At 45.9% G+C, this 22,795-nt stretch carries 24 protein-coding genes; 21 read left to right on the plus strand and 3 right to left on the minus strand.

What is annotated here, in order from left to right; genetic code table 11:
• The first annotated feature begins 12 nt into the window (after nt 1-12).
• From treC to M3212_RS13735, 14 genes are all read left to right on the plus strand, one after another.
• Nucleotides 13-1,695: an alpha,alpha-phosphotrehalase gene (treC, locus tag M3212_RS13670; RefSeq protein WP_251194534.1), complete on the plus strand. Its 1,683-nt coding sequence runs from the start codon at nt 13-15 to the stop codon at nt 1,693-1,695.
• 24 nt (nt 1,696-1,719) lie between these two features.
• Complete coding sequence (gene treR / locus M3212_RS13675) at nt 1,720-2,436, plus strand: trehalose operon repressor (RefSeq protein WP_251194535.1); 717 nt, start codon at nt 1,720-1,722, stop codon at nt 2,434-2,436.
• A 74-nt stretch (nt 2,437-2,510) separates the two neighbouring features.
• Nucleotides 2,511-2,999 carry a glutathione peroxidase gene (locus M3212_RS13680; protein ID WP_251194536.1) on the plus strand — a complete coding sequence of 163 codons (489 nt, stop codon included), beginning with the start codon at nt 2,511-2,513 and terminating at the stop codon, nt 2,997-2,999.
• An 87-nt stretch (nt 3,000-3,086) separates the two neighbouring features.
• Nucleotides 3,087-4,193: a nitric oxide synthase oxygenase gene (locus M3212_RS13685; RefSeq protein ID WP_251194557.1), complete on the plus strand. Its 1,107-nt coding sequence runs from the start codon at nt 3,087-3,089 to the stop codon at nt 4,191-4,193.
• A gap of 177 nt (nt 4,194-4,370) precedes the next feature.
• On the plus strand, nt 4,371-6,278 hold the full coding sequence (locus M3212_RS13690; RefSeq protein WP_251194537.1) for an ABC-F family ATP-binding cassette domain-containing protein: 1,908 nt from the start codon (nt 4,371-4,373) through the stop codon (nt 6,276-6,278).
• A gap of 426 nt (nt 6,279-6,704) precedes the next feature.
• Nucleotides 6,705-7,751 (plus strand): tripartite tricarboxylate transporter substrate binding protein, encoded by a 1,047-nt coding sequence (locus M3212_RS13695; RefSeq protein ID WP_251194538.1) that lies wholly within the window; start codon nt 6,705-6,707, stop codon nt 7,749-7,751.
• A 162-nt stretch (nt 7,752-7,913) separates the two neighbouring features.
• Nucleotides 7,914-8,453 (plus strand): tripartite tricarboxylate transporter TctB family protein, encoded by a 540-nt coding sequence (locus M3212_RS13700; RefSeq protein WP_251194539.1) that lies wholly within the window; start codon nt 7,914-7,916, stop codon nt 8,451-8,453.
• A 35-nt stretch (nt 8,454-8,488) separates the two neighbouring features.
• Entirely contained in the window at nt 8,489-9,997 is a 1,509-nt protein-coding gene (locus M3212_RS13705) for a tripartite tricarboxylate transporter permease (protein ID WP_251194540.1), read from the plus strand.
• A gap of 22 nt (nt 9,998-10,019) precedes the next feature.
• The gene (locus tag M3212_RS13710) at nt 10,020-11,204 is read left to right on the plus strand and encodes a CaiB/BaiF CoA transferase family protein (RefSeq protein ID WP_251194541.1); all 1,185 of its coding nucleotides are present in this window, start codon (nt 10,020-10,022) and stop codon (nt 11,202-11,204) included.
• Between the two features lie 69 nt (nt 11,205-11,273).
• Nucleotides 11,274-12,071, plus strand: coding sequence for an enoyl-CoA hydratase-related protein (locus M3212_RS13715; RefSeq protein WP_251194542.1), 798 nt, complete (start codon nt 11,274-11,276; stop codon nt 12,069-12,071).
• Nucleotides 12,072-12,245: 174 nt separating this feature from the next.
• Nucleotides 12,246-13,643, plus strand: a complete 1,398-nt coding sequence (locus M3212_RS13720; protein ID WP_251194543.1) for a Glu/Leu/Phe/Val family dehydrogenase — start codon at nt 12,246-12,248, stop codon at nt 13,641-13,643.
• A 261-nt stretch (nt 13,644-13,904) separates the two neighbouring features.
• Entirely contained in the window at nt 13,905-14,636 is a 732-nt protein-coding gene (locus M3212_RS13725) for a DUF1835 domain-containing protein (RefSeq protein ID WP_251194544.1), read from the plus strand.
• Between the two features lie 11 nt (nt 14,637-14,647).
• Nucleotides 14,648-15,433 (plus strand): carbon-nitrogen family hydrolase, encoded by a 786-nt coding sequence (locus M3212_RS13730; RefSeq protein WP_251194545.1) that lies wholly within the window; start codon nt 14,648-14,650, stop codon nt 15,431-15,433.
• Between the two features lie 91 nt (nt 15,434-15,524).
• Nucleotides 15,525-16,109: a hypothetical protein gene (locus tag M3212_RS13735; protein ID WP_251194546.1), complete on the plus strand. Its 585-nt coding sequence runs from the start codon at nt 15,525-15,527 to the stop codon at nt 16,107-16,109.
• 200 nt (nt 16,110-16,309) lie between these two features.
• Here M3212_RS13735 and M3212_RS13740 read toward each other — a convergent pair whose 3' ends face one another.
• From M3212_RS13740 to M3212_RS13750, 3 genes are read right to left on the minus strand one after another with little or no spacing between them, the layout of a single operon-like run.
• Entirely contained in the window at nt 16,310-17,476 is a 1,167-nt protein-coding gene (locus M3212_RS13740; protein ID WP_251194547.1) for a site-specific integrase, read from the minus strand.
• Between the two features lie 34 nt (nt 17,477-17,510).
• Nucleotides 17,511-17,699, minus strand: coding sequence for an Arm DNA-binding domain-containing protein (locus tag M3212_RS13745; RefSeq protein WP_251194548.1), 189 nt, complete (start codon nt 17,697-17,699; stop codon nt 17,511-17,513).
• Between the two features lie 38 nt (nt 17,700-17,737).
• Nucleotides 17,738-18,361: a LexA family protein gene (locus tag M3212_RS13750; RefSeq protein WP_251194549.1), complete on the minus strand. Its 624-nt coding sequence runs from the start codon at nt 18,359-18,361 to the stop codon at nt 17,738-17,740.
• A gap of 184 nt (nt 18,362-18,545) precedes the next feature.
• On the opposite strand from M3212_RS13750, the gene M3212_RS13755 reads away from it, so the two are divergent.
• Genes M3212_RS13755 through M3212_RS13785 form a run of 7 tightly spaced genes read left to right on the plus strand, consistent with a single transcriptional unit; the run spans nt 18,546 to nt 21,962 of the window.
• Nucleotides 18,546-18,806: a helix-turn-helix transcriptional regulator gene (locus tag M3212_RS13755; RefSeq protein WP_251194550.1), complete on the plus strand. Its 261-nt coding sequence runs from the start codon at nt 18,546-18,548 to the stop codon at nt 18,804-18,806.
• Complete coding sequence (locus tag M3212_RS13760; protein ID WP_251194551.1) at nt 18,766-19,020, plus strand: helix-turn-helix domain-containing protein; 255 nt, start codon at nt 18,766-18,768, stop codon at nt 19,018-19,020. Before M3212_RS13755 ends, M3212_RS13760 begins: the two co-directional genes overlap by 41 nt.
• Nucleotides 18,993-19,310: a hypothetical protein gene (locus M3212_RS13765; protein WP_251194552.1), complete on the plus strand. Its 318-nt coding sequence runs from the start codon at nt 18,993-18,995 to the stop codon at nt 19,308-19,310. The genes M3212_RS13760 and M3212_RS13765 overlap by 28 nt, the downstream gene beginning before the upstream one ends.
• A 13-nt stretch (nt 19,311-19,323) precedes the next feature.
• Nucleotides 19,324-20,109 carry a DnaD domain protein gene (locus M3212_RS13770; RefSeq protein ID WP_251194553.1) on the plus strand — a complete coding sequence of 262 codons (786 nt, stop codon included), beginning with the start codon at nt 19,324-19,326 and terminating at the stop codon, nt 20,107-20,109.
• The gene (locus M3212_RS13775; RefSeq protein ID WP_251194554.1) at nt 20,051-20,878 is read left to right on the plus strand and encodes an ATP-binding protein; all 828 of its coding nucleotides are present in this window, start codon (nt 20,051-20,053) and stop codon (nt 20,876-20,878) included. Before M3212_RS13770 ends, M3212_RS13775 begins: the two co-directional genes overlap by 59 nt.
• A gap of 17 nt (nt 20,879-20,895) precedes the next feature.
• Complete coding sequence (locus M3212_RS13780; protein WP_251194555.1) at nt 20,896-21,603, plus strand: N-acetylmuramoyl-L-alanine amidase; 708 nt, start codon at nt 20,896-20,898, stop codon at nt 21,601-21,603.
• 17 nt (nt 21,604-21,620) lie between these two features.
• Nucleotides 21,621-21,962, plus strand: a complete 342-nt coding sequence (locus tag M3212_RS13785; RefSeq protein WP_251194556.1) for a hypothetical protein — start codon at nt 21,621-21,623, stop codon at nt 21,960-21,962.
• Nucleotides 21,963-22,795: the final 833 nt, after the last annotated feature.

Here is a 22,795-nt window from a genome sequence, read left to right on the forward strand (position 1 = left end):
GGATGTTATGAAATGAAGGAATGGTGGAGGCGTTCGGTCGTCTATCAAATTTACCCGAAAAGCTTTAATGATACGACAGGCAACGGGGTTGGTGATATTCAGGGGATCATCGAAAAGCTTGATTATTTAAAAAAGCTTGGCGTCGATGTTCTCTGGCTGACGCCGATTTACGAATCCCCGCAAAAAGATAATGGCTATGATATTGCCGACTATTACCGGATCCATGAGGAATATGGGACGATGGCTGATTTTGAACGGCTGCTCAAAGAAACGCACCAACGAGGTATGAAGCTGATTATGGATTTGGTTGTAAATCACACATCGACTGAGCACCGCTGGTTTCAGGAGGCGCGGCAGACGAAGGACAATCCATATCGTGAATTTTATATTTGGAAGGATGCGGTCGATGGAGAGGAGCCGAATAATTGGCAATCGAAATTCGGCGGCTCCGCCTGGAAGCTGGATGAGAAAACAGGGCAGTATTATTTGCATTTGTTCGATGTGAGCCAGGCCGATTTGAACTGGGAAAATGAGAAAGTACGAAACGCCGTGTATGAGATGATGCATTTCTGGTTTGAAAAAGGGATTGACGGCTTCAGACTGGATGTCATTAATCTCATCTCAAAGGATCAGCGCTTTCCAGATGATGATGGCAGCGTTCCTCCCGGAGACGGGCGCAAATTTTATACCGACGGTCCGCGGGTTCACGAGTATCTTCATGAGATGAACAGGGAAGTGTTGGCGAAGTATGACAGCATGACCGTCGGAGAAATGTCCTCGACGTCCATCGACGCTTGTGTCAAGTATTCGAAGCCGGAGCGTCAGGAGCTGAGCATGACCTTTAATTTCCATCATCTGAAGGTCGATTACCCGAATGGGGAGAAATGGGCGCTCGCTGATTTTGACTTTCTCGCACTGAAGCGCATCCTTTCAACGTGGCAGGTCGAGATGAATAAAGGTGGAGGCTGGAATGCCTTGTTCTGGTGCAATCATGACCAGCCGCGTGTTGTGACCCGCTATGGCGATGACCGGACATACCATCGGCAGTCGGCGAAAATGCTGGCGACGACGATTCATTTGATGCAGGGGACGCCCTATATTTATCAGGGGGAAGAGTTTGGCATGACCGACCCGGGCTTTGAGCGGATCGAAGACTATCGGGATGTCGAAACGGTGAACTTTTACCGGATTATGAAGGAAAAAGGGATTGCCGAAGAGAAGATCATGGAGATTATTAAGCGGAAATCGCGTGACAACTCACGGACGCCGGTCCAGTGGGATGACTCGCCGAATGCCGGTTTTACGACAGGCACACCGTGGATCGGGGTAGCGCCGAATTATAAGGAGATCAATGCCGAACAGGCGGTGGCCGATCCAGACTCCATCTTTTATCATTATCAAAAGCTGATTCAGCTGCGTAAAGAGCTTGATGTGATGACTGAGGGCGATTATTTGTTGAGATGCGCCGATGACGAGCAGTTTTTTGTCTTCGAACGAAACGGTCAAAATGAGACGCTCCTTGTGGTGAACAATTTTTACGGGAAAGAAGGGACGCTCGTTTTACCTGAGCAGTGGCAACGTTTCATTGGCCGCGAAAAACTGATTTTATCAAATTATCCTGATCAGCCGCAGTTTTCGGAAGAAATCAATCTTCGCCCTTATGAGTCTCTCGTTTATCATGTGACAGAAACGTGATAAAGTTAGACTAGGTGATAGATCATGATCAGAAACAAGTTTCGAATGATTTACGATGATTTAGTGGAAAGAATTCAGACCGGGGAGCTGAAGGCCAATATGTTGCTCCCCTCGGAAAACGAACTTGCCGAAGAGTATCAGGCGTCACGGGAAACGATTCGTAAGGCGCTGAAGCTGTTGTCGGAGCACGGCTATATTCAGAAAATGCAGGGTAAAGGCTCGATGGTGCTTGATATTACGAAAATCAACTTTCCGATTTCAGGCCTCGTCAGCTTTCAGGAGCTTGCCGATAAGATGGGCACTCGCACGCGGACCGACGTGGTTGAGGTGAAGAAGGATGTTATGACGACTGACATTCAGGAACAGTTTCAATTAGCGGTCCCCGAGTTATGCTGGCATGTGCAGCGGGTCCGTGAGATCGACCGTGAGCGGATTATTCTTGATCACGATTATTTACTCGCTTCTCTCATTCCGCGCCTGACTGAAGAGGCATGTGCCGTTTCTTTGTATGCGTATTTAGAAAATGAGCTTGGTTTGGATATCAGCTTTGCGAAAAAGGAAATTACGGTTGAAGCACCGACTGACGAGGATAAGGCTCTGCTTGACTTAGAAGACTACAACATGATTGTTGTTGTAAGGAGTCAAGTATATTTGGATGATGCGACGCTCTTTCAATATACCGAGTCACGCCACCGGCCGGACAAGTTTCGTTTTGTTGATTTTGCGCGACGGAAGCATTAACAGATAAGAAATACGCTACGCGTATTTCTTATTGACTGTTATACTGGTTATAAAGAAACGAAGGAGGCCTGAAGATGAGTGTGTATCAGTTTACCGTTCAATCGCCGAAGGGGGAAGAGGTATCACTCGAAACATACAGCGGCAAGGTGCTGTTGATCGTCAACACTGCGACAAAATGCGGTCTGGCCCCTCAATTTAAAGGGCTTGAAAAGCTGTATCAGGATTATCGCGATCAAGGCTTTGTAGTGCTCGGCTTTCCATGCAATCAATTTATGAATCAGGAGCCTGTCAGCAATGAGGAGATGGAGACGGTCTGTGAGCGTGACTTTGGGGTGACCTTTCCGTTGTTTGCCAAAATTAACGTCAACGGACCAGACGCTCACCCATTGTACAAGTTTTTGAAGCAGGAGAAAAAGGGTGTTCTCAGTCCGGAAATTAAATGGAACTTTACGAAATTTTTAGTCGACCAAAATGGACAGGTTGTTGAACGATTCGGACCGAACGTTGAACCGGCCAAAATAGAGGAAGCGATTAAAGAGCTACTGCAAACGCAGGCGGAGTAAAAGAGGGCACTGGACAAAGGCGACATTCAGCCTTGTTCAGTGCCCTTGCTGCAATCGTAGCGGGTAAAGGATGACGAGGTGAAACGTATGAGTGCAGATCAAGTGGTGACAGAAGCCAGGGAGTTTATCCAGGCATGCTACGCTGAACTGGGAAAGCTGGAAAGCGAAGCGGAAGAAAGAATTAGAATGATTGAGGAAGAAATAAAGAAAGTGGGAAGTTATGAGCATACATTAGAAGAGCTGATCCATGGCGCACGGATGGCGTGGCGCAACAGCAACCGCTGTATCGGCCGTTTTTTCTGGGACACGCTTCATGTTTTTGATGCAAGGGGCCTGAAGACGGAGGCGGAAATTGCCGAAGCGCTTTTTCGCCATTTGACGTATGCGACAAACGGTGGCAAGGTTATCCCGGCGATCACGGTTTTTGATCCGGTTAAAAATGGTCAGAGACAGGTCCGGATTTGGAATCATCAGCTGATCCGCTATGCCGGCTATGAAACCCCGGCGGGTGTCATCGGCGATCCGGCATCAGTCGCCTTGACCTCTTTTTGTCAGTCGCTCGGCTGGGAAGGCGAAAAGACACCATTTGATGTCCTCCCGCTGGTGATACAAGTAGAGAACCGCGAGCCACAATGGTTTCCGGTTCCTGATCATTGCATCGTCGAAGTCGAGATTGAGCATCCGGAATTTGAGTCATTTCGTCAGCTGCAATTGAAATGGTATGCTGTTCCCTTTATTGCCGATATGAAGCTGGATCTCGGCGGAGTGAGCTATACAGCGGCTCCTTTTAACGGCTGGTATATGGGAACCGAAATCGGCGCGCGGAATTTTGCCGACGAATTTCGCTATAATATGCTGCCGAAAGTGGCGGCCTGTATGGGACTGGATACGGCAAAAGACAGCACGCTCTGGAAGGACCGGGCATTGACGGAATTAAATATCGCTGTGCTTCATTCCTATAAGACGGCAGGGGTCAGCATTGTTGATCATCATACAGCGGCGAAGCAATTTAAACATTTTACCGAGCAGGAAAAAGACAGCGGAAGAGAGGTGACCGGAAAATGGTCATGGCTCATTCCCCCACTTTCTCCGGCGGCGACTCATATTTTCCACACCGATTACGAGGATACCGTCAAGAAACCTAACTACTTTTACCAGGAGCCTTTCCAGCCAACTTCGCTTAAGGGAAGTTGAGGCGACTGAAAAACTTCTTGTTTCGTAATCTGAAAAAGAGGAATGGCTTCGGGGAAATCACCTGTAGCAAGGCTTTCTATATCAAGTAACAGCTACGCTCATTGCAAAAAGCTGCTGGAACTTTTTCTGCGGCTTCGGTAAGATGAGAGGTGAGATAAAGAGATTGGACGTGAATCTATGCTGCAAGTTGAGGAAATAACGAAGACGTATGGAGACAAGACATTATTTCAACAGGTTTCCTTTACAGTTGCCGAAAAGCAGCGAATTGGGTTAATCGGTGTCAATGGAACCGGTAAGTCGACACTTTTAAAAATACTGGCCGGAGTGGAATCGGCTGATCAAGGAAAGCTGATTCATCCAAATGCCTATCATATTGAATATTTGCCGCAGCAGCCTGAGGTAGATGAAGAGATGACGGTGCTGGAGCATATTTATTTCGGCGACTCGGCGATCATGGTGGCAATGCGGGCCTATGAGGAAAGCCTGCTCGCGTTTGAAAAGCATCCGCAGGACAGCCACTATCAGGCGCAATATATGAAGTGCCAGCAGCAGATGGAGGAGCTTCAGGCGTGGGAAGCGAATACGGTGGCAAAAACAATTTTAATGAAGCTCGGGATTCGCGATTTCACGGCGCGGCTCGGTGCGCTTTCCGGCGGTCAGAAAAAACGGGTCGCAATTGCGAAAGCGTTAATTCAGCCGGCTGACCTGCTGTTATTGGACGAGCCGACGAACCATCTCGACCATGAAACGATCGAGTGGCTCGAAGGGTATTTGGCCGGTTATAAAGGGTCGATTATGCTGATTACGCATGATCGCTACTTTTTGAACCGCGTCACGAACCAAATTTATGAATTGGATCAAGGCCGCCTCTTTGTCTATGAGGGGAATTATGAAGTGTTTTTGGAGAAAAAGGCCGAGCGTGAGCTGCTTGAAGCCGGACAGGAGCAGAAGCGGCAAAATCTGCTAAGACGTGAGCTTGCCTGGCTGAAGCGGGGCGCAAAGGCGAGAACGACGAAGCAGAAAGCGCGAATTCAGCGGGTCGAGGCGTTACAGGAGCAGGAGCGGCCGGCGGCGAAGAATGAGTTTGACTTCGCGATCGGTTCAAAGCGGCTGGGGAACGATGTGATCGAATTGAAGCAGGTGAACAAAAGCTACGGCGGTCGCCAGCTGATCAATCAGCTCGATTACTTGATTGTGCCCGGCGAACGGTTGGGGATCGTTGGACCGAATGGCAGCGGCAAAACGACGTTGTTAAACCTGCTGGCCGGCCGGGTTAAGCCTGATGCGGGGACGATTTCGATCGGCGAAACGGTCAGAATCGGCTATTATACGCAGGAGGACGCGGAAATCAACGGAGAGCTGCGCGTGATTGACTACATTAAAGAGGTCGCTGAAGTCGTCTATACGAAAAGCGGCGAAGTGATTACTGCGGAACAGATGCTGGAGCGTTTCTTATTTTCCCGTGCTGCGCAGTGGACGTATATTCGCCGTCTGTCGGGCGGTGAAAAGCGCCGCTTGTATTTGCTGCGCATCCTGATGACAGAGCCGAATGTACTCTTCCTTGATGAGCCGACAAATGATTTAGATACGCAAACATTGTCTGTATTGGAGGACTACCTCGATCAATTTCCTGGAGTCGTGCTGACTGTTTCCCATGATCGTTACTTTTTGGACCGGGTAGTCGATCATTTGCTCGTCTTCACGGAGGACGGAGACATTCAACGCTTTCAGGGGCATTACAGCGACTATTTGAACTGGCAAAAAAGCGAACGTGAAGAAGCAAAGGAAGTTGTAAAGGAAAAGGCAGCGGCCCAGCAGCGGGTCAAGCCAGTAAAGAAAAAGCTCTCGTACAAGGAGCAGAAGGAATGGGAGCAAATCGAGGACAGAATCAGCGAGCTTGAGGAGCGGAAGGATGAGCTTGAGCAGCAAATTGTAAAAGCCGGCAGCGATTATGGCCGCATCGCGGAGATCATGGAAGAAAAGGAAGCGGTCGATCTTGAGCTTGAAGGCGCGATGGAGCGCTGGACGGAATTATCCCTGCTCATTGAAGAAATCGAAAAAGAGAAAGAAGAACGGCTTAGCTAAAGATCCGGGGCTTGGCAAAAGGTAGTTTTTTTTACCTGATGCCAAGCCTCTTATTTTTTGCTGAGAAAAAATAATATTTTCGCTCGGCGGACCGACTGCAGGTGCTGTCGCTGTCTGTTAGCTAAAAAAGAGAAAAGTCGAACGGTGAATAAGAGATAACAGGGATGCTGTCGAAATGGCGTTTGTTTGTCTCTGAAGGTCAGAAAATGACGCCGCTGATGACGGTGGAACGCATATTGACAAGACTTGAACGATCATAATACAATTCATTCAGGTTTTTGCAAAATACAGAAAAATGAAATTATTTAGTTATCATTTGCTTTTTTTGAAAACGCTTACTTATAGAAGCGGAACGGAGGTGCGACGAGCGATCAGCTGAGAAAGTGTTTTCAAAGTCTACTATACCTTTTAAAGGGGGAAGTCCGTGTGAAGAAGAATAGTCTTGTTTTATTTGTACTATCGTTAGCGCTATTGTTGGGCTTGGCTGCTTGTGGTGGAGAAGAAACGGCAACAGATGATCCGGCACAGGAGGAAGGTCCGGCGGAACAGGAGGAGGAAGAAGCAGAGGACGATGCAAGCGGTGAAGCGGTAGACTACCCGACAAGAAACATTGATATCGTAAACGGCTGGGGCGCAGGAGGGGGAACAGACCTTTTCTCCCGGGCAGTGGCTCAGGAGCTGCAGGACATTCTTGGTGTGAGTGTAAATGTCATTAATCAGCCAGGTTCCTCAGGCGCGATTGGAACGGATTATTATATGAACACCCCAGCTGACGGCTATACCCTCTATGCTATTTCAGCGTATACGTTGAGCGTTGCGAGCGGAAATACGCCACATGGACTTGAAAACTTCAGAGCGCTTGCCCGTTTCCAGGCTGACACGACGACGGTTCAGACGCTGGCTAATGGCGAATTGAATACATGGGAGAAGTTTGTTGAAGCGGCGAAAGCGAATCCGGGCGGTGTTTCTGTCGGGGGGACAGGCGTTGGAGCGACGGACGAGCTATTTGCCCGTCAAATGGAGCAGGCGGTCGGAATCGAATTAAACTATGTCGGATTTGATGATGCCGGCTCGATGCATGCCGCGCTTCTTGGCGGTCATATTGATGCGATGATGGAAGAGCCGGGCCCGACGATTTCTTACTTGGAAAGCGGAGAAATAGTGATGCTCAATGCCTGGGTTGAAGAGCGGCTTGACGCATTCCCTGATGTGCCGACGACAGCGGAGCTTGGCTATCCGGAATTAACGGATGCGGTGACGCGAGGTCTGATTATTCACGCCGATGTGGACGATGCGATTGTTGATATTTTAGTCGATGCTCTCGAAGAAGCGTATCAATCAGAGCGCTATCAGGAATACGCAGAAAGCTCTTATTTGCATATTAATGAGGGCTGGCTTGGACCGGATGAATTTTATCAGAAAATGCAGGAGCAGATTGATCTTTATACTGAGATTTTGGAAAGCATGGGGTAAGAAGAGCTTGTCTACGAAAAGCTCGATTCCACCCTGTTAGGATAGCTGTGGTTCGCTGCTCGCTTAGAGAGGAGAACCCCGCTCCTCTCTGGGCTATTAAAAATCCAGCAACTGTGCGCCCGGCTATGAGGTAAGCTTAATGACGATTGAAGGAGGTAGCTCATGAGGTCGAATCTGGTCATTTCCATCATCGGGATTGCATTTTCAGCATTTTTTCTTTATCAATCTACGATTCTGCCGATTCCGCAACGAAACATTATTATCGGTCCTGAATTTTGGCCGATCATATTGACAGTGGCGATGCTGATTGTGAGTGTTTCACTGCTGATTAAGACACTGCTGTCAGCGAAGAAAGAACCTGCCGCTGAATCAAGCGTTGAAGAAACGGCGCTGCTAAATGAAGAGGTGGCAAAGGAAGTGGAAATCGACGAGCCTGAGATCGCCTATCCAAACCGGATGTGGATGATTATTTTAGCCGTCGCACTCTATATTGCTCTTGTAGGGCTTGTCGGATTTATTATAACGACTGTCGTTTTCCTTTTTGCTGCATCCTGGATCCTAGGTCTGAAAAAGTGGATCTCCCTGACGTTAACCTCTGTGCTTAGCACTGCAGGCCTCGTCTTGATCTTCACCTTCTTTCTGACCCTCCCTTTACCGCGAGGAGTAGGGATCTTTAGAGAGCTGAGCTTTCTCTTTTATTAACGAGAGAGCAACTATTAGAAAAAGGAGGCTAATCAATGATTGAAGGACTACTTGCCGGCATTTCGAGCGTCCTTGTGCCAATTCACTTTTTTGCCCTATTTCTCGGCGTCTTTCTCGGGTTTATTGGAGGAGCGACGCCCGGGATCAGCGGGACGATGCTCGTCATCATTCTGATCCCGATTACTTATGGTATGAGCCCGTCGGCGGCCTTTCTGATGCTGACGTCGATCTATGCTTCTTCGGTCTTCTCCGGGTCGATCAGCGCGATTCTTTTCCGGACACCTGGTACGCCGGAAGCAGTTTGTACCGTGTTCGACGGCTATCCGATGGCAAAGCGCGGAGAGGCAGGGAAAGCACTCGGTATTGCGATTTTCAGTTCGGCTGCCGGCGGATTAATCGGGACAATCTTTCTTATTACGCTTACTCCGGTATTGGCGAAGGTGGCGTTGACGTTTTCCTCGGCTGAATATTTTGCGATCGCCTTACTCGGTTTAACCGTCGTTGCCTCCTTAAGCAACGGAAAGCTGCTTCTAGGGGCGTTGGGCGTCTTATTCGGCTTATTTATTGCGACTGTCGGAATCGATCCGATGTCGGGCGTCTCGCGTTTTAATTTCGGCTCAGTTCAGCTCAATGGTGGCATTCCATTTATCCCGATTTTAATCGGCTTGTTTGCGATGTCGGAAATTATTAGGAAATCGCAGGAGGATCACGCGATTAAGCATAAAATCCAAAATGTCAGCTCGAAGCTGCCTGATCTCAGCCTGATGCGGAAAATTGCCGGGACGATCGGCAGATCATCGCTGATCGGCACCTTTGTTGGTATTCTTCCCGGGGCAGGCGCGACGACGGCGGCGATGCTGAGCTACAGCGAATCGGTACGCTGGTCAAAAACGCCTGAAAAATTTGGCACCGGGATTGCTGAAGGGATTGCCGCCCCCGAATCAGGAAATAATGCCGGAGCAATGGGAGCAATTGTCCCGTTGTTAGCTCTTGGAATTCCAGGAAGCGCGACGACAGCGGTCATTTTGGGTGCCTTTATTTTGCACGGAATTCAACCTGGGCCGATGCTGATCGTCCAGCAGGCCGAGCTCGTCTATACGATTTTTGTCGGTATGCTTGTTGCGATCCTATTTATCCTTATCTTAGCGAAGCCGTTTATATCAATTTTTGCGCAAACGATGAAAGTGCCTTATACTATAATGGGGCCAATTATCATTCTTTTCTGTATAATCGGAACATTCGCGGTCAGAAACTCGATCTTTGACATTTGGGTGATGCTCGTTTTCGGAGTGATCGGTTATTTTCTGGAGAAAATTAAATTTCCGGTCGCGCCAATTGTGCTTGGTGTTGTGTTAGGCCCCTTGGCGGAAGAAGAATTCCGGAGAGCGGTTCAAATGGCGGGTGGAGATTTCATGGTCTTTTTGACAAGGCCGATTAGCGGTACCTTAATTGCGATAGCGGTTATTTTGCTGCTGCTTCCTCTTATCAAAAAGCTCTTTAAACTGCTGAGCTCAAGTAATAAGGGAGGTTCCGTTGGCGCCTAAATTTTTTTGAGGAGGGTATGCAATGGGTTCATTGGATGGTGTCAGAGTAATTGATTTAACACATGCATTGGCTGGACCATATTGTACGATGCTTTTAGGACAGATGGGAGCCGAGGTGATTAAAGTAGAAAAATATCCTGATGGGGATATGATTCGTGACCAAGGCCCTTACATTAACGGCGAAAGCTATGGCTTTATGATGGCAAATTTGAATAAAAAGGGAGTTCGACTTAATTTAAAAACGGAAAAAGGCGTTGAGCTGTTTTATAAGCTGATTGAGACGGCTGACGTCGTTGTCGAAAACTTCCGTCCCGGTGTGACAAAAAAGCTCGGGATCGACTATGAAACATTGAAAGCGAAAAAGCCTGACCTGATCTATTGCTCCATTACCGGCTATGGCCAAACCGGCCCATACAGTCAAAAGGGCGGCTTTGACATCATGGCCCAGGGACTGTCGGGCATCATGTCGATGACAGGGGAAAAAGGCGGAGCTCCGGCCAAGGTCGGAATTGCGATCCACGATATCGCCGGAGGGGTAACGGCGATGTACAATATTCTGTCCGCCTATATCCACCGCTTGAAAAAGGGCGAAGGACAATATATCGATGTTTCTTTAGTTGATTCAGGCCTTGCCTGGACCGTGTGGGAAGCTGCCGGCTATTTCGGTGCAGGGGAAGTACCACGACCGAATGGCTCGCGTCACCGGGTGAACGCTCCGTATCAGGGAATCAAAACGAAGGACGGTTATGTGTTAGTCGGTGCGGCGAATCAGCGTCTATGGGAGAAGTTTTGCCAGTCCGTCATTCATCGGCCTGAACTAATTGAAGATCCGCGCTTCAATACAAATGATAATCGGATTAAGCATGTTGATGAGCTTGAACAGATTTTGGAGGACATTCTCGTGACGCAGCCAACGGATTACTGGGTCGAGGAGATGGGCAAGGCAGGCGTCCCGGGCGGACCTATTCTATCATACGATGAAACGCTGGCGAATGAACATATCCTTGCAAGGGGCATGGTCCAGGAGATTGAGCATCCGACGGCAGGGAAGATTAAGGTACTCGGAATCCCGGGGAAGGCGACCGAAAGCCCGGGCCAGCTTACAAGGCCGGCACCGACGCTTGGGCAGCATACGGAGGAAATTTTGCAGGAATTGGAGCTGTCCGCCGAAGAGATTGCTTCCTTAAAAGAGGAAGAAATCATTTAATGGTTGTCCGAGTCGAAAAAAGTAAGCGCTCTCGTAATGGCGTTAGACGAGTTGCAAGGAGGAAGGGCAATGGCCAAAGTTGAAAACAAGCCAGATGTATTTGTCGAGAAAAACGGAGGAATTGCGACGCTGTTTCTGAATCGTCCGGAAAAGAGAAATGCCTTTCACTTTGCGATGTGGCAGGATATCGGGAAATATGTGCGGGAGCTTGAGGAAGATGATGATGTCAAGGTGCTGATTATCCGCGGCGTCGATGAAACCTCCTTTGCCGCCGGAGCTGATATTAGTGAATTTAAAACGCTTCGTTACACGGCTGAAGGAGCAAAGAAATACAATGATGAAACGATGGCGATGGAAGAGATTTTGCTGGGCTGCACAAAGCCGACGATCGCGATGATTCAGCGCTATTGTGTCGGCGGCGGGCTGGAGCTGGCGATGGCCTGCGATTTGCGCTTTAGCTCGGAGACGAGGTTGTTCGCGATTACACCGGCGAAGCTGGGCCTTATTTACAACCTGAAGCCGACGAAACGACTCGTTGATTTAGTCGGCCCGGCAAGAGCGAAGGATATTTTATTCTCAGGTAGGATCCTGGATGCAAAAGAGGCCTATGATTTTCGTTTGATTGACCGCATCTATAAGGAAGAAGAAGTCGTCGAAAAAACGTATGAATACGCCGCTCTGCTCACAGAAAGAGCGCAAAGAGCGGTAAAGGGCTCGAAACGAATCATAAATGAAGTGATAGGTGGAGCTCAAGAAGAGTCCGAGGAAATCGCCCAATTGATTTTGGATTCCTTTGAATCAAGCGACTATAAGGAAGGCGTGAAAGCATTCCAGGAAAAACGAAAGCCGGTATTTAAAGAAGTGTAAAAGACAAGGGTGTATCCAGGCGAGGTGAAGAGGCTGTGATACACCTTTTTTTGAAGGAGAAAAGTAGCTGCGCGGTTTCTTATTGTTAAAAGCGGGTAAACATGCAGGAATGTTTTGCGTGAAACCAGAAGAGGTATACTAACGTATATCGTGTAATGAAATGGAGGGTGAATCATGGAAAAAAAAGAAACAAGGGCACTGATCGAGACCGTCATGGAACAATTGGCGGAGCGGGTCGGCTTTCTCGGAATTGAGGATGAAGAAAACCGGCGCCGGGTTTGTTCTTCGGCCAAGGAAATTCTGAAGACGACCGATAAAGTAATCAAGAGTTACATACGGGTTTCAACTGAAAAAAACGGCATTATCCGGATCCCCGCTTACCGGGTCCAACATAACAACATTAGCGGATTTTACAAAGGTGGCATCCGCTTTAGCGAGTTTGTCAACGAAGAAGAGGTTGAGAACCTGGCGATTTTAATGACGTTAAAGAATGCGCTACATCGTTTGCCTTTTGGTGGGGCGAAAGGTGGGGTGCATGTCGACCCGCGGAAATACTCGGAGCGTGAATTGAATTTAATCAGCAAAAAATATGTGCAGCGGTTTGCACGCGATATTGGGCCAAACCACGACATTCCGGCTCCCGATTTAGGGACAAATGAGAAAGTGATTGACTGGATGGTCGGTGAATTTAAAACGATTAATCCCGGCGAGCCTTATCTTGGCTCCTTTACAGGAAAAAGTGTCGCCAACGGGGGAGCCAAGGGTCGTCGTGAAGCAACAGGAAAAGGGACATTTCTAAGCTATTCGTGGCTGATCAATGAATGGATGAAACAACATGCCGATGAGAAAACGATCAATCGCACGAAGCAGTGGCAAACGTTACAGGCCTTTCAGGAAGAAATTAGCCAAGGGAAGGAAATTGCCGTCGCGGTACAGGGATTTGGAAATGTCGGCAGTGTCGCCGCACTAGAAGCTTATCGCTATCAGGCGATTTCCCACAAAGTAGTCGCCGTATCCGACCGTTTTACAACGTTGTATAACGAGCAGGGGCTTGATGTGGAAAAGCTGGTTCGTTATACGGCAAAGGGTCATGATTTACCGGCCAATCAGGAACAATTGCTGGCGGCGGGAATTGAAGCCGATGTCATGCCGGCGATTGAAGTACTAACCGTGCCGACCGATGTGTTGATTCTAGCAGCTATCGAGGATGTCATTAATCAGAATAACATGCATAATGTTAAAGCCCGTATCCTCGTAGAGGGAGCGAATGCGCCGATTTCGCAGGAGGCTGATTTGTTTTTTGAAGAGCAGGGAACAGTTGTCATTCCCGATATTTTGGCAAATGCCGGCGGCGTCATTGTTTCCTATTTAGAGTGGAAGCAAAGCCGGGTAACAGAGCTGTACTCGGAGGAGGATATTTTTGCTGATATGTCGGCGCAGATGATTGAAACCTTGCAGGCCGTGTATGAAGCCTATTTTTCATCTGTGGAAAAGACGATGCGCTTCACCTGCTTTACTCTCTCTTTGGCAAGGCTGACAGATTTACTCTATCGTCACGGAAAGCTGTATTAATTGGTAACGAGGCTGTGCAAAGGTCGATTCCGGCTTTTTGCCCAGCCTTTTTCAATGGGAAGAAGAGGCGCGTCGGCTTCGCTCGTTATACGGGTGTCTGAAAGAAGGGCGTTTTCAGACATCCTCAAAAGACTGTAACGGCTCCGCACGCCGCTTTAAAGAAAAACGCCAATGGCGTTTTTCTTATGCTATATTTTCGCCGGGTGCTGCGTATAGATGAAGAGAATGGCTGTAAATGGATAGAAGAGAAAGGGGATTGTGATGCTGCATATTGTATTCTCATATTCCGCTGAAAAAATGGTGAGGCACGCCTTGAAGGACAAGGAGGGGCCTTTTGCGGGGGATGTTCTCTCCTATGAGCCGCAGCTGCAGCTCGGCGATCTGCAGGATGATAGGAAACGTTTTCGGAAATGGGCGGATGTTTATCAGGTGCCTGGGTCCGATGAGGAGATGGCGATGTTCATTAAGGCGCTAAGGCAGACGGAGCAAAACGTGATTGAGGCGCTTAGAAAGAAAAAGGAGGCGGTTTTCTGGGTTGGAGAAACAGCCGGCGATGAACTGGCTTTTTTACGTCTGACCAACCTGCTGGAGGAAGAGAAAGCCACGCTGTTGCTCAAACGGATGAGAGGGAGGCTGTCGGTGAACAATCTGGAAGATGATAAACCCGTCATTTTAACGAGGGAAGCCTTGCAGCACTACCGGCAAAAATGGCGAGAAATCAATAAAAAAGGGGACAGGCTGCGCATCAGGCGGGGAGACTTCGCTTATCATTTCGTCGAGGATGCTGTTTATGATGAGCAATTGCTCGCTCTGCTGCCGGACGAAGAGCCGGTCAGGCTCGTCGTCGTAGCGGGAGAAATGTACAGCAAAGCCCCGCACCTCCCTTATTATTTTTTTATTTGGAGAATTGATTGCTTAAAGAAAACAGGAATTATCGAGGTAGAAGGCGAAGAAAAAGGGATAAAGACTATGTCGATCAGACGACTAAAGTGAGGGCGAAAAAGATGAAAATGGCAATGTATCAAATGGAAATCATCCCGGGAAACCCTGGGGCAAATAGAGAGAAAGTGAGACGGTGGGCACACGATGTGATGCAAAAGGAGCAGCCTGAATTATTAGTTCTACCGGAAATGTGGACAACGGCCTACACGCTGGAGAATCTGTCGGACATTTTAGCGGAAGACGGGGATCAGACAGAACCGTTTTTGCAGGAGCTCGCTTCCTCCCTTCACGTACCGATTGTCGCCGGCTCGATCGCTGTGAAAGAAGAGGATCAAATATTTAACCGGGCTTTCGTGATCAATGAGCAAGGACAAACCGTTTATCACTATGACAAAATTCACCTCGTCCCGATGCTCGATGAGCCAAACTATTTAACAGGTGGACGGAATCCGGTAAAGGTATTTGAAATGGCAGGGCGTAAAATGGGGCTTGTCATCTGCTATGACCTGCGCTTCCCTGAATTGTTCCGCTCGCTTGCTTTGCAAGGAGCGGAAGTGATCTTCGTCCTCGCCGAATGGCCGATGGCCCGCATCCACCATTGGGAGGTGCTGCAACAGGCGCGGGCGATCGAGAACCAGGTGTTCATCGTCAGCTGCAATTGCGTCAACAGCTACGATGGAGTAGAATTTGCCGGAACGTCACTGGCGATCAACCCGTGGGGCGAGATCGTCGCCAAAGGAAGCAAAGCCGAAGAAGAAACGATCACGACCACTCTCCCGCTCCATGAAACAGCGCGCATCCGCGAGGAGGTACCGGTCTTTTCCAGCAGGGTGCCGGACTTGTATTAAGGGAGCTACCGCTCGATAGCACGAGCCTGAACCAGCTAAGGAGTCTTGGCTGGTTTTTCGTTCCAGCATAAAATGGAAAGAGGAGGCTAAAATGAATCGACCTAGACCTGTACGTTTTTATGAGGAGAGATTAAAGGCTATTGATGAAGACATTTGCATAATGATTTCAACGAGAAAACAACTATCAAGCAACCCGGGATTTCCACCACTTGAGTATATAGCGGACTGGTCGAAAAAATACGGCTTATATGAATCATTGTTGTTCACCTTTTTTAAGGATTTATTAGAAGAGGAACGTTTCCGCCCTATTATTGAGCCAGAAGGGTTTAGAACGCACGTCCCAGTTTTTAAGTCATATAATGAAGGTGAATTACTATATACTATTCCTTTTTTAAGACAATACTCCAATGCGAGTGTCGTACACTTAAATATTGATTGGAACCCGCAGAATTCAGAAATGACTTCTAAGTTACAAAAAGTATTTTATGAGTTGGATTTCGGAAATTCGTATGAATGTAGAAAAGAAAGTGGTAGCGGTAATAGAGGTCATCAACATATAAAATTTGTTATAACCCCAGTATTGCCTGATAATTTAGAGGGAATTGACATAAAGCTCTGCAAATATTTCGATCCTTATAAAATGAAAAAGGCAGATCATGATAAAACATTTGTTTAGTGAAAAGGACTACACTTTAATTTGAAATAACACTACCATGGTAAGGTGGGGGTCAGCGGTTCAAGTCCGCTTGGAAGCTCCAGGAGATTATTACTTGTAAACCCTATGAGATAAGGGTTTTTTTATTTTGTCTTAAACCGAATAAATGGAAGAAATAGGGTTTAAATTAGCATTTGACAACATTTTGACAACATTTTTTCTTATTTTTTTTCGGCTTGTTCTTCGGCTGAATTTTTGATGCTTGCTTCTTGGCTCTTGTAAAACATTTTTCCGAATTGATCAGCCAAGTCTTTTTGCATGTTCGGTAGGATATGGGCATAAATGTTTAGCAGCACGCTTGCATCAGAATGGCCGAGACGTTCCGCGACTGCTTTTGGATTAGCCCCATTCTTTAACAAAATCGTGGCGTGAGTATGGCGCAGTTCGTGAAACGTGATCGATTTTACGGCTGCTTTTTCTTTCAAATTTTGAAAAGCTCGCATTAGGTTTCTAGGTGTTGTTGGTGTGCCTGTTTGTGAGGGGAGTAGCAAGCCTAAGGGGTTAAAGCTTCCACCAGATGCTAACATTGTCTTTTTTACTTTTTGTGATTGCTTTTTTATATCAATTAATGTGGTTGGATCGATGGATATAAGTCGGTGGCCACTACTCGTTTTGGTGTAAGGGCGAATGTCTTTTCCACTGTGACTTAACGTTTGGGTTACGGAAAGTGTTCCGTGGTTTAAGTTAATATCTTCTATTGCTAGTCCTAGAATTTCTCCTTGTCTCATTCCTGTTGTAAGGGCGAGTAGGAAGGCAACATAGTATTGACTGTTTTGTGCTGCATGGAGAAATGAATTGGCTTCTATCTCACTCCAGACCTCAATTTTCTTACGCTTTCCTTTTGGTTTTGAAACAAGAGATGCTACATTCCTATTAATTAATTGCCACTTTATCGCTTGATTAAGGGCATTTTTTATAACGGCATGCACATCTTGAATGGTGGTTGGGGAGAGGCATTTCTCTGTTGCTAGCAAATTGTAAAATTCAGTTATGTGAAATGGTTCTAATTTGGAGAGAGCGATTTTTCCGAGCAATGGTTTGATATGGACCCTAATAAGTGTAGCGTATTTGTTATGGGTGGATTTTTCAATGCTTTGTTGTTTGCTTACTAACCATTTTTCGAGATAGTCGTCAAGCAACATTTTGCTAGGCTCTGAATAGTTTCCTTGTTCAAATTTGACAATAAGGTCAGCGCAATAAGCTTGTGCTTCTTTCTTGGTGTGAAAGCCAGTTTTTGTTGTTTGTTTGCGTTTTCCTGTTGCCGGATCTACTCCTAAGTCAATAGAAAAGGACCATTTACTTCCGCGTTTTCTGAAAGAACCTTTCATCGTAATCACCTTCTTTAAATCGAATGTAACGCAGCTATGATTCCTGGCTGTATTGCTTAAGCAATTTCGAACAGGCTTCCTGAGCTTCTTTCTTCGTCTTAAATCCTTTTTTTGATTTATACACTTGTTTTCCAGTCGAAGGATCAACACCAAGGTTGACACGGAACCTCCACTTATAAGCTGATGTGTTACCTTTTTCCGGATACTTTTGAACGTTAACCATTATAATCACCTCCTTTCAAAGTCACAACCTTAACGATCCTAAACCGGCTCAAAAATCACCTGCACCACTTTCCCATAAATCTGCGCATTCCCATCCCGTACCAGCATGGGCTCGTACTTCGCATTATCCGAGTAAAGAAACACATCACCATTATCCGTCTTTTTAACCCGCTTTAAGGTCGCTTCATCACCATCAACTGCGACAACAGCAATCTCTCCGGAATCAACATCGTCCTGCTTTTTAACAAGGACACGATCCCCCTCACTAATCCGACTTCGACCTTCCATTGCATCCCCTTTCACTTCCAAAATAAAGACATCACCTTCACGATACTTTCCATCATCAGGAATGTAGGTGTATTCAATAATGTTTTCTGGTACATCAATCGGGTCGTTGGGTGCGATTTTTTTCATTACTGGCACGCGTATCACCCCATGAACAGTTTTTATTTCGGGAGGAGGAGAGTGAAAGCCTAATAGCTCATTTGGAGAGAGGTTAAAGTAGGAGGCAATTTTATTGAGGCGGTGGGGACGGGGAATTTTTTCATTCCGTTCATAGGCTGCGATTGATGCTTGTGAGACCCCGATTATTTCTCCAAGCTTAACTTGGGAAAGATTTTTTTTTAAGCGTTCCTCTTTTAAAAGTTTTCCAAATGTAGACATTTTGCTCAGCTGCCTTCCTCTTTGTGAAATCGCTTCAAGTTATGACTTAGCGTTGTGATTTACTGTTATTATATCACTAAAAGTAATTTTTGCAATATTTTTAAAGTTTTTGTTGTAATAAAACTTTTGGTGATGTACGATGAACTCATAAAATAACTTTAAGTACTTTTAAGGGGGTGAAGCGATGGATCAGAGGAACTTACGATTTATTAATTTACGGCTGAAGCATAAGTTTACCCAGCAAGAGCTCGGACAACGAGTTGGGCTATCGCAAAGTATGATTGCTCACATTGAAGCAGGAACGAAAGAAACAAGTCGCTTGTATAAGCTGCGATTGGCTAAAGAGTTTGATGTGTCTGTTGAATGGTTGTTTTACGAACAATTCCAAGAGGGAGGCAAAGGCTATGAATCAACGAATGAAATCCGATTATCCACTCATTCTTAAAGCCGAACACATCTCCGAAATAATCGGCTGTTCCAAGCGAGTCGCCTATGAGGTCATGGATCGGGCTGATTTTCCGCTTGTGCGAATGGGGCGGTTGAAGCGAGTCGAGCGAGAAGCGTTTTTTGAGTGGATTGGCAGTCAAACGAGACAACCGCAACCGTCAATGGAGACGAGGGGGGATCAGCGATGGACCAAGAATGTTATCGGCATTTGATGAGAAGCAGATATTGGCGTCCCGTCCTTTATCTTTTTACTGAACATCCTAAACTAGCGACGGTGTTTACAGATCGCTATTTTGATCTTGAACAGGAAATCATTTCCACCCGCAAATTAAAAACAACGAGTAAAGGCTGGAGCGAAAGTGAAAAATTTATGCTGGCGCTTGCCTTACACCTCTACAATCCCGTACACAAACTACCTCAAGGTTTATCCGATATGGACTACTTAGATTCCACAAATACAGAACTTGCCTTCCACGCGCTCTCACTTCGGTATCGCACGTAACAGGATGCCTACGATGAATTATCTAACCGAACTCAAAGCCTTTTATGATCAGCTCGAACTAAATCCATTGAGCACATCTGCGATTGCAGTATGGCATGCACTTATGTACATCTGCAACAAAGTAGGATGGCCAGACGAATTTACGGTAGCTGTATCGATTATTTGCTTGAAGGCTGGAACAAAAGAACGAGCCTTTTATAACGCTCGCAATGAGTTAAAGCAAAAAGGCTATCTCACCTTCCAAAGTCGTCGTGGCAATCAAGCAGCCATCTATACGCTTACTCCGTTGTCTGCACAATATGCAGGCAAACTGGTAGACAATGATGCGCTTACTCCTTTGTCTGCACAATATGCAGACAAACTAGCAGACAATGATGCAGACAAAGTGGTAGACAGTGCTTCCCCATTAATTAAACAAAACAAAACAATAAACAAAACAAAACATAATAATCCTTTTCGCTTTTATGAGGAGAATGGCTTTGGCTTGCTGTCGCCATTTGTTCGTGACGATATCACGGCATGGTTGGAGGAAGGGTTTTTTGAGGAACCAGAAGCTGTGGTCATCGAAGCGATGAAACGAGCGATTGTCCGCAATGTCTGCCACTGGCGCTATGTCTCTCGTATTTTGCAAAACTGGCAGGCGAGCAAGCTCACAACGATTGAGGCTATTTTAGCAGCAGACGAATCTCATCACAAACGGGTAACGCCATTTCCACAAGCGAAGAAAGGAGGAGAGCGACATGATAAGAGCAAGCGCCTACCTTCCAGCGACTATACAGGCTATGACTTTGGATTCTAATATTCTCTCTCGCTATCAGTGTAAGGGCTGTCATGAAGCGGTGACGGTACGAGCGATTATGATGCCATTTGGACCAATGAAAGGGGAGACGGTTGAACTGACGTATGGGTGTCGGTGTGAAGATCTCGCTTTAGCTGAGTCTGTGCTAAAACGGCGAAAGCAACTGGAGAAGGAGCGTCTTTATACGCTTTTTGATCAGAATAGTTTGATCAATGCTGATTTACAACAGGTCAATTTTGACACGTATGAGCCGAAAAATCCAAGTCAGGTTCAAGCGAAAAACGTTGCTGAGCAATATGCGACAGACTTTTCACTGACGACAGCTGGAAATTTATTATTTACAGGCACATATGGGTTGGGGAAATCCCACCTTGCCGTCGCCGTTGTGAAACAATTACTTAAGCGGGGGTATAGTTGTCTGTTTATCTCTGTGCCAAAACTATTAACGACATTAAAGGCGACTTATAACAAAAATAGCGACCAATCGGAGGACGAGCTTTTGCGTGGATTGGAAAAAACGGATTGTCTCGTGTTAGATGACATTGGAGCTGAACACGGAAACGATCAACAAGGGAGCTGGTCGATTGCCAAAGTGTTTGAGGTCGTTGATAGTCGTTTAGGGAAACCGACGATTTTCACAACGAATCTGACAGGCAAGGAGTTGATGCAAAAAGTAGGTGCCCGTAATTTTTCTAGGATGATGAATAAAACAGAGGCGATTACAATTTCGGGGGAGGACTACCGATTACTTCAATTTAAAAACAGGTAACAAAGGGGAGAAAATTGATGACAAAGACCAAAATTATGCTTGATCCTGGGCATGGGGGACGTGATCCAGGGGCAGTTGCCAATGGCTTGCAAGAAAAAGAAATCGTCTTAACGATTGCGAGAAAGATTAGGCATCTCTTGCTTAAGCAATATGAGGTAGACGTAAGTTTGACGAGAGAGACAGATATATTTGTCACACTTGAAGAGCGGGCTAGAATGGCTAATGACTGGGGGGCTGATTACTTTTTGTCGATTCATGTCAATGCCTCTGGAGGGACCGGCTTCGAATCCTACATTCATCCGAGTGCTCCAGCGAGAACAAAAGAGTATCAACAGGTTATCCACAAGTCAATCATAGAACGAATAAATGAGCGTGATAGAGGGATGAAAATCGCTAACTTTTCGGTTCTCCGTCAAACGAGAATGTCAGCGTTATTAACCGAAAATCTCTTTATTGATAACGAGATTGATAGTAGTAAGTTAAAGAGGAAAGTGACGCTTGAGGCATTAGCGGAAGGGCATGTGAATGGGCTGCAACGCTTGTTGAAATTAAAGCCAAGCCATGTAGTGACACCGACACAACACGCTGTGCGTGAGACGCAATCGATCTATCGTGTGTTGATCAATGGAAATCAAGTCGGTGCTTATGCAGACCCAGAGAATTTATTAGGTCAGGTGTATCAGCATATTGGGAAGGCTGAGAGGATTGAGCTGCATAAAGTCTAAATCATGGGAGGGAGACGATGGGGGAGTCTGTTTTAAAGGCGAGTATTAAGAAGATTGAAATTGTCAATAAGACGAAAAAGGACGAGTGGCAGCAGTCGATACGAATTATTTTGGGGGATATTGAGCTAAATAATGACAATTTTATTGCGTTACGGCGGTTTCGGCCAGATGAGATTGTGAGGGTGTCGATGGAGTCGGAGCAGATGAGTTTGTTTGATAGTAGGAAGAAAACGTTGAATAAGAAGGAGATGATTTTTGGAGAGGTGGAAATGGAGGGTGAGGTAGTGGAAGAAGTTGATGTGGTGGTTGAAAGCGATGGTGCGGGAGGTGAGGTGGTGGAGAGGGAGTTTGAGGTGTAGGTGTAGTTTTCAAACGTTTGATTAAAAATAAGTGTGAGCCTGTATAATGATAAATAAAAAGAATCCATTTTGAAAGATTGATCAAAATGGATTCTTAACTTGCAGATTAAAGTTTCAGTTTTATAAAAAAGAGTTTGGTCATTTTCTACCTTTTAACCTTCCGCAATCACGCCGTTTATGGAAGATCATATTTTGTACAGTTTTAAAAAATTTGTACTATAGTCATTCGGGTAGTTTGAATTATAATAATAGTATGCAAATTAACTTTTTTCATTGTTTTGCGCCTCGTATATTCATTGTATTTATACTATTGTTGTGATTTTATATGATTTTTCATGAGTAGGAGTAGGCTACAAACCACTTTCATTGACAGCAATGACAATACTAAATTTAGCGTACAAATAGTCTTGTTTCTGATATACTTTTTGATTGGGGGTGGGGAATACCATGAATTTCTATAAAATCTTATTTCAATCAAGCAAGAAAACAATCCCTTATAAGCAATTATCTTTGGATAACACTGCTCTAATTGGAAAAAATGGATATTCGTTTGGAATTCAGTACTCACCTGAATCCTATAATACTTGGTTAATGGACGAAAAAATTTTTGAAATTTTTGTACATAGCTCAGTAAAGCAACTTATAATGACTAATTATAAGTTCTTATATCTTATAAATAGGCAAGATGAATTTAATTTAAACATAGTTGAATCAATTTCATAAAGCTTAGTTCATTAATGTTACACGAAACCGATTTTGCTTTTAGCGTTTTTAAAATTGAATTAAGCTACTTGAATGTTCTCCTTGTTGGCAATGGATTTAGCTATACGATC

It is taken from the genome of Halalkalibacter oceani (assembly GCF_023715705.1).
GTDB classification, from domain to species: Bacteria; Bacillota; Bacilli; order Bacillales; family Bacillaceae_D; genus Halalkalibacter; species Halalkalibacter oceani_A.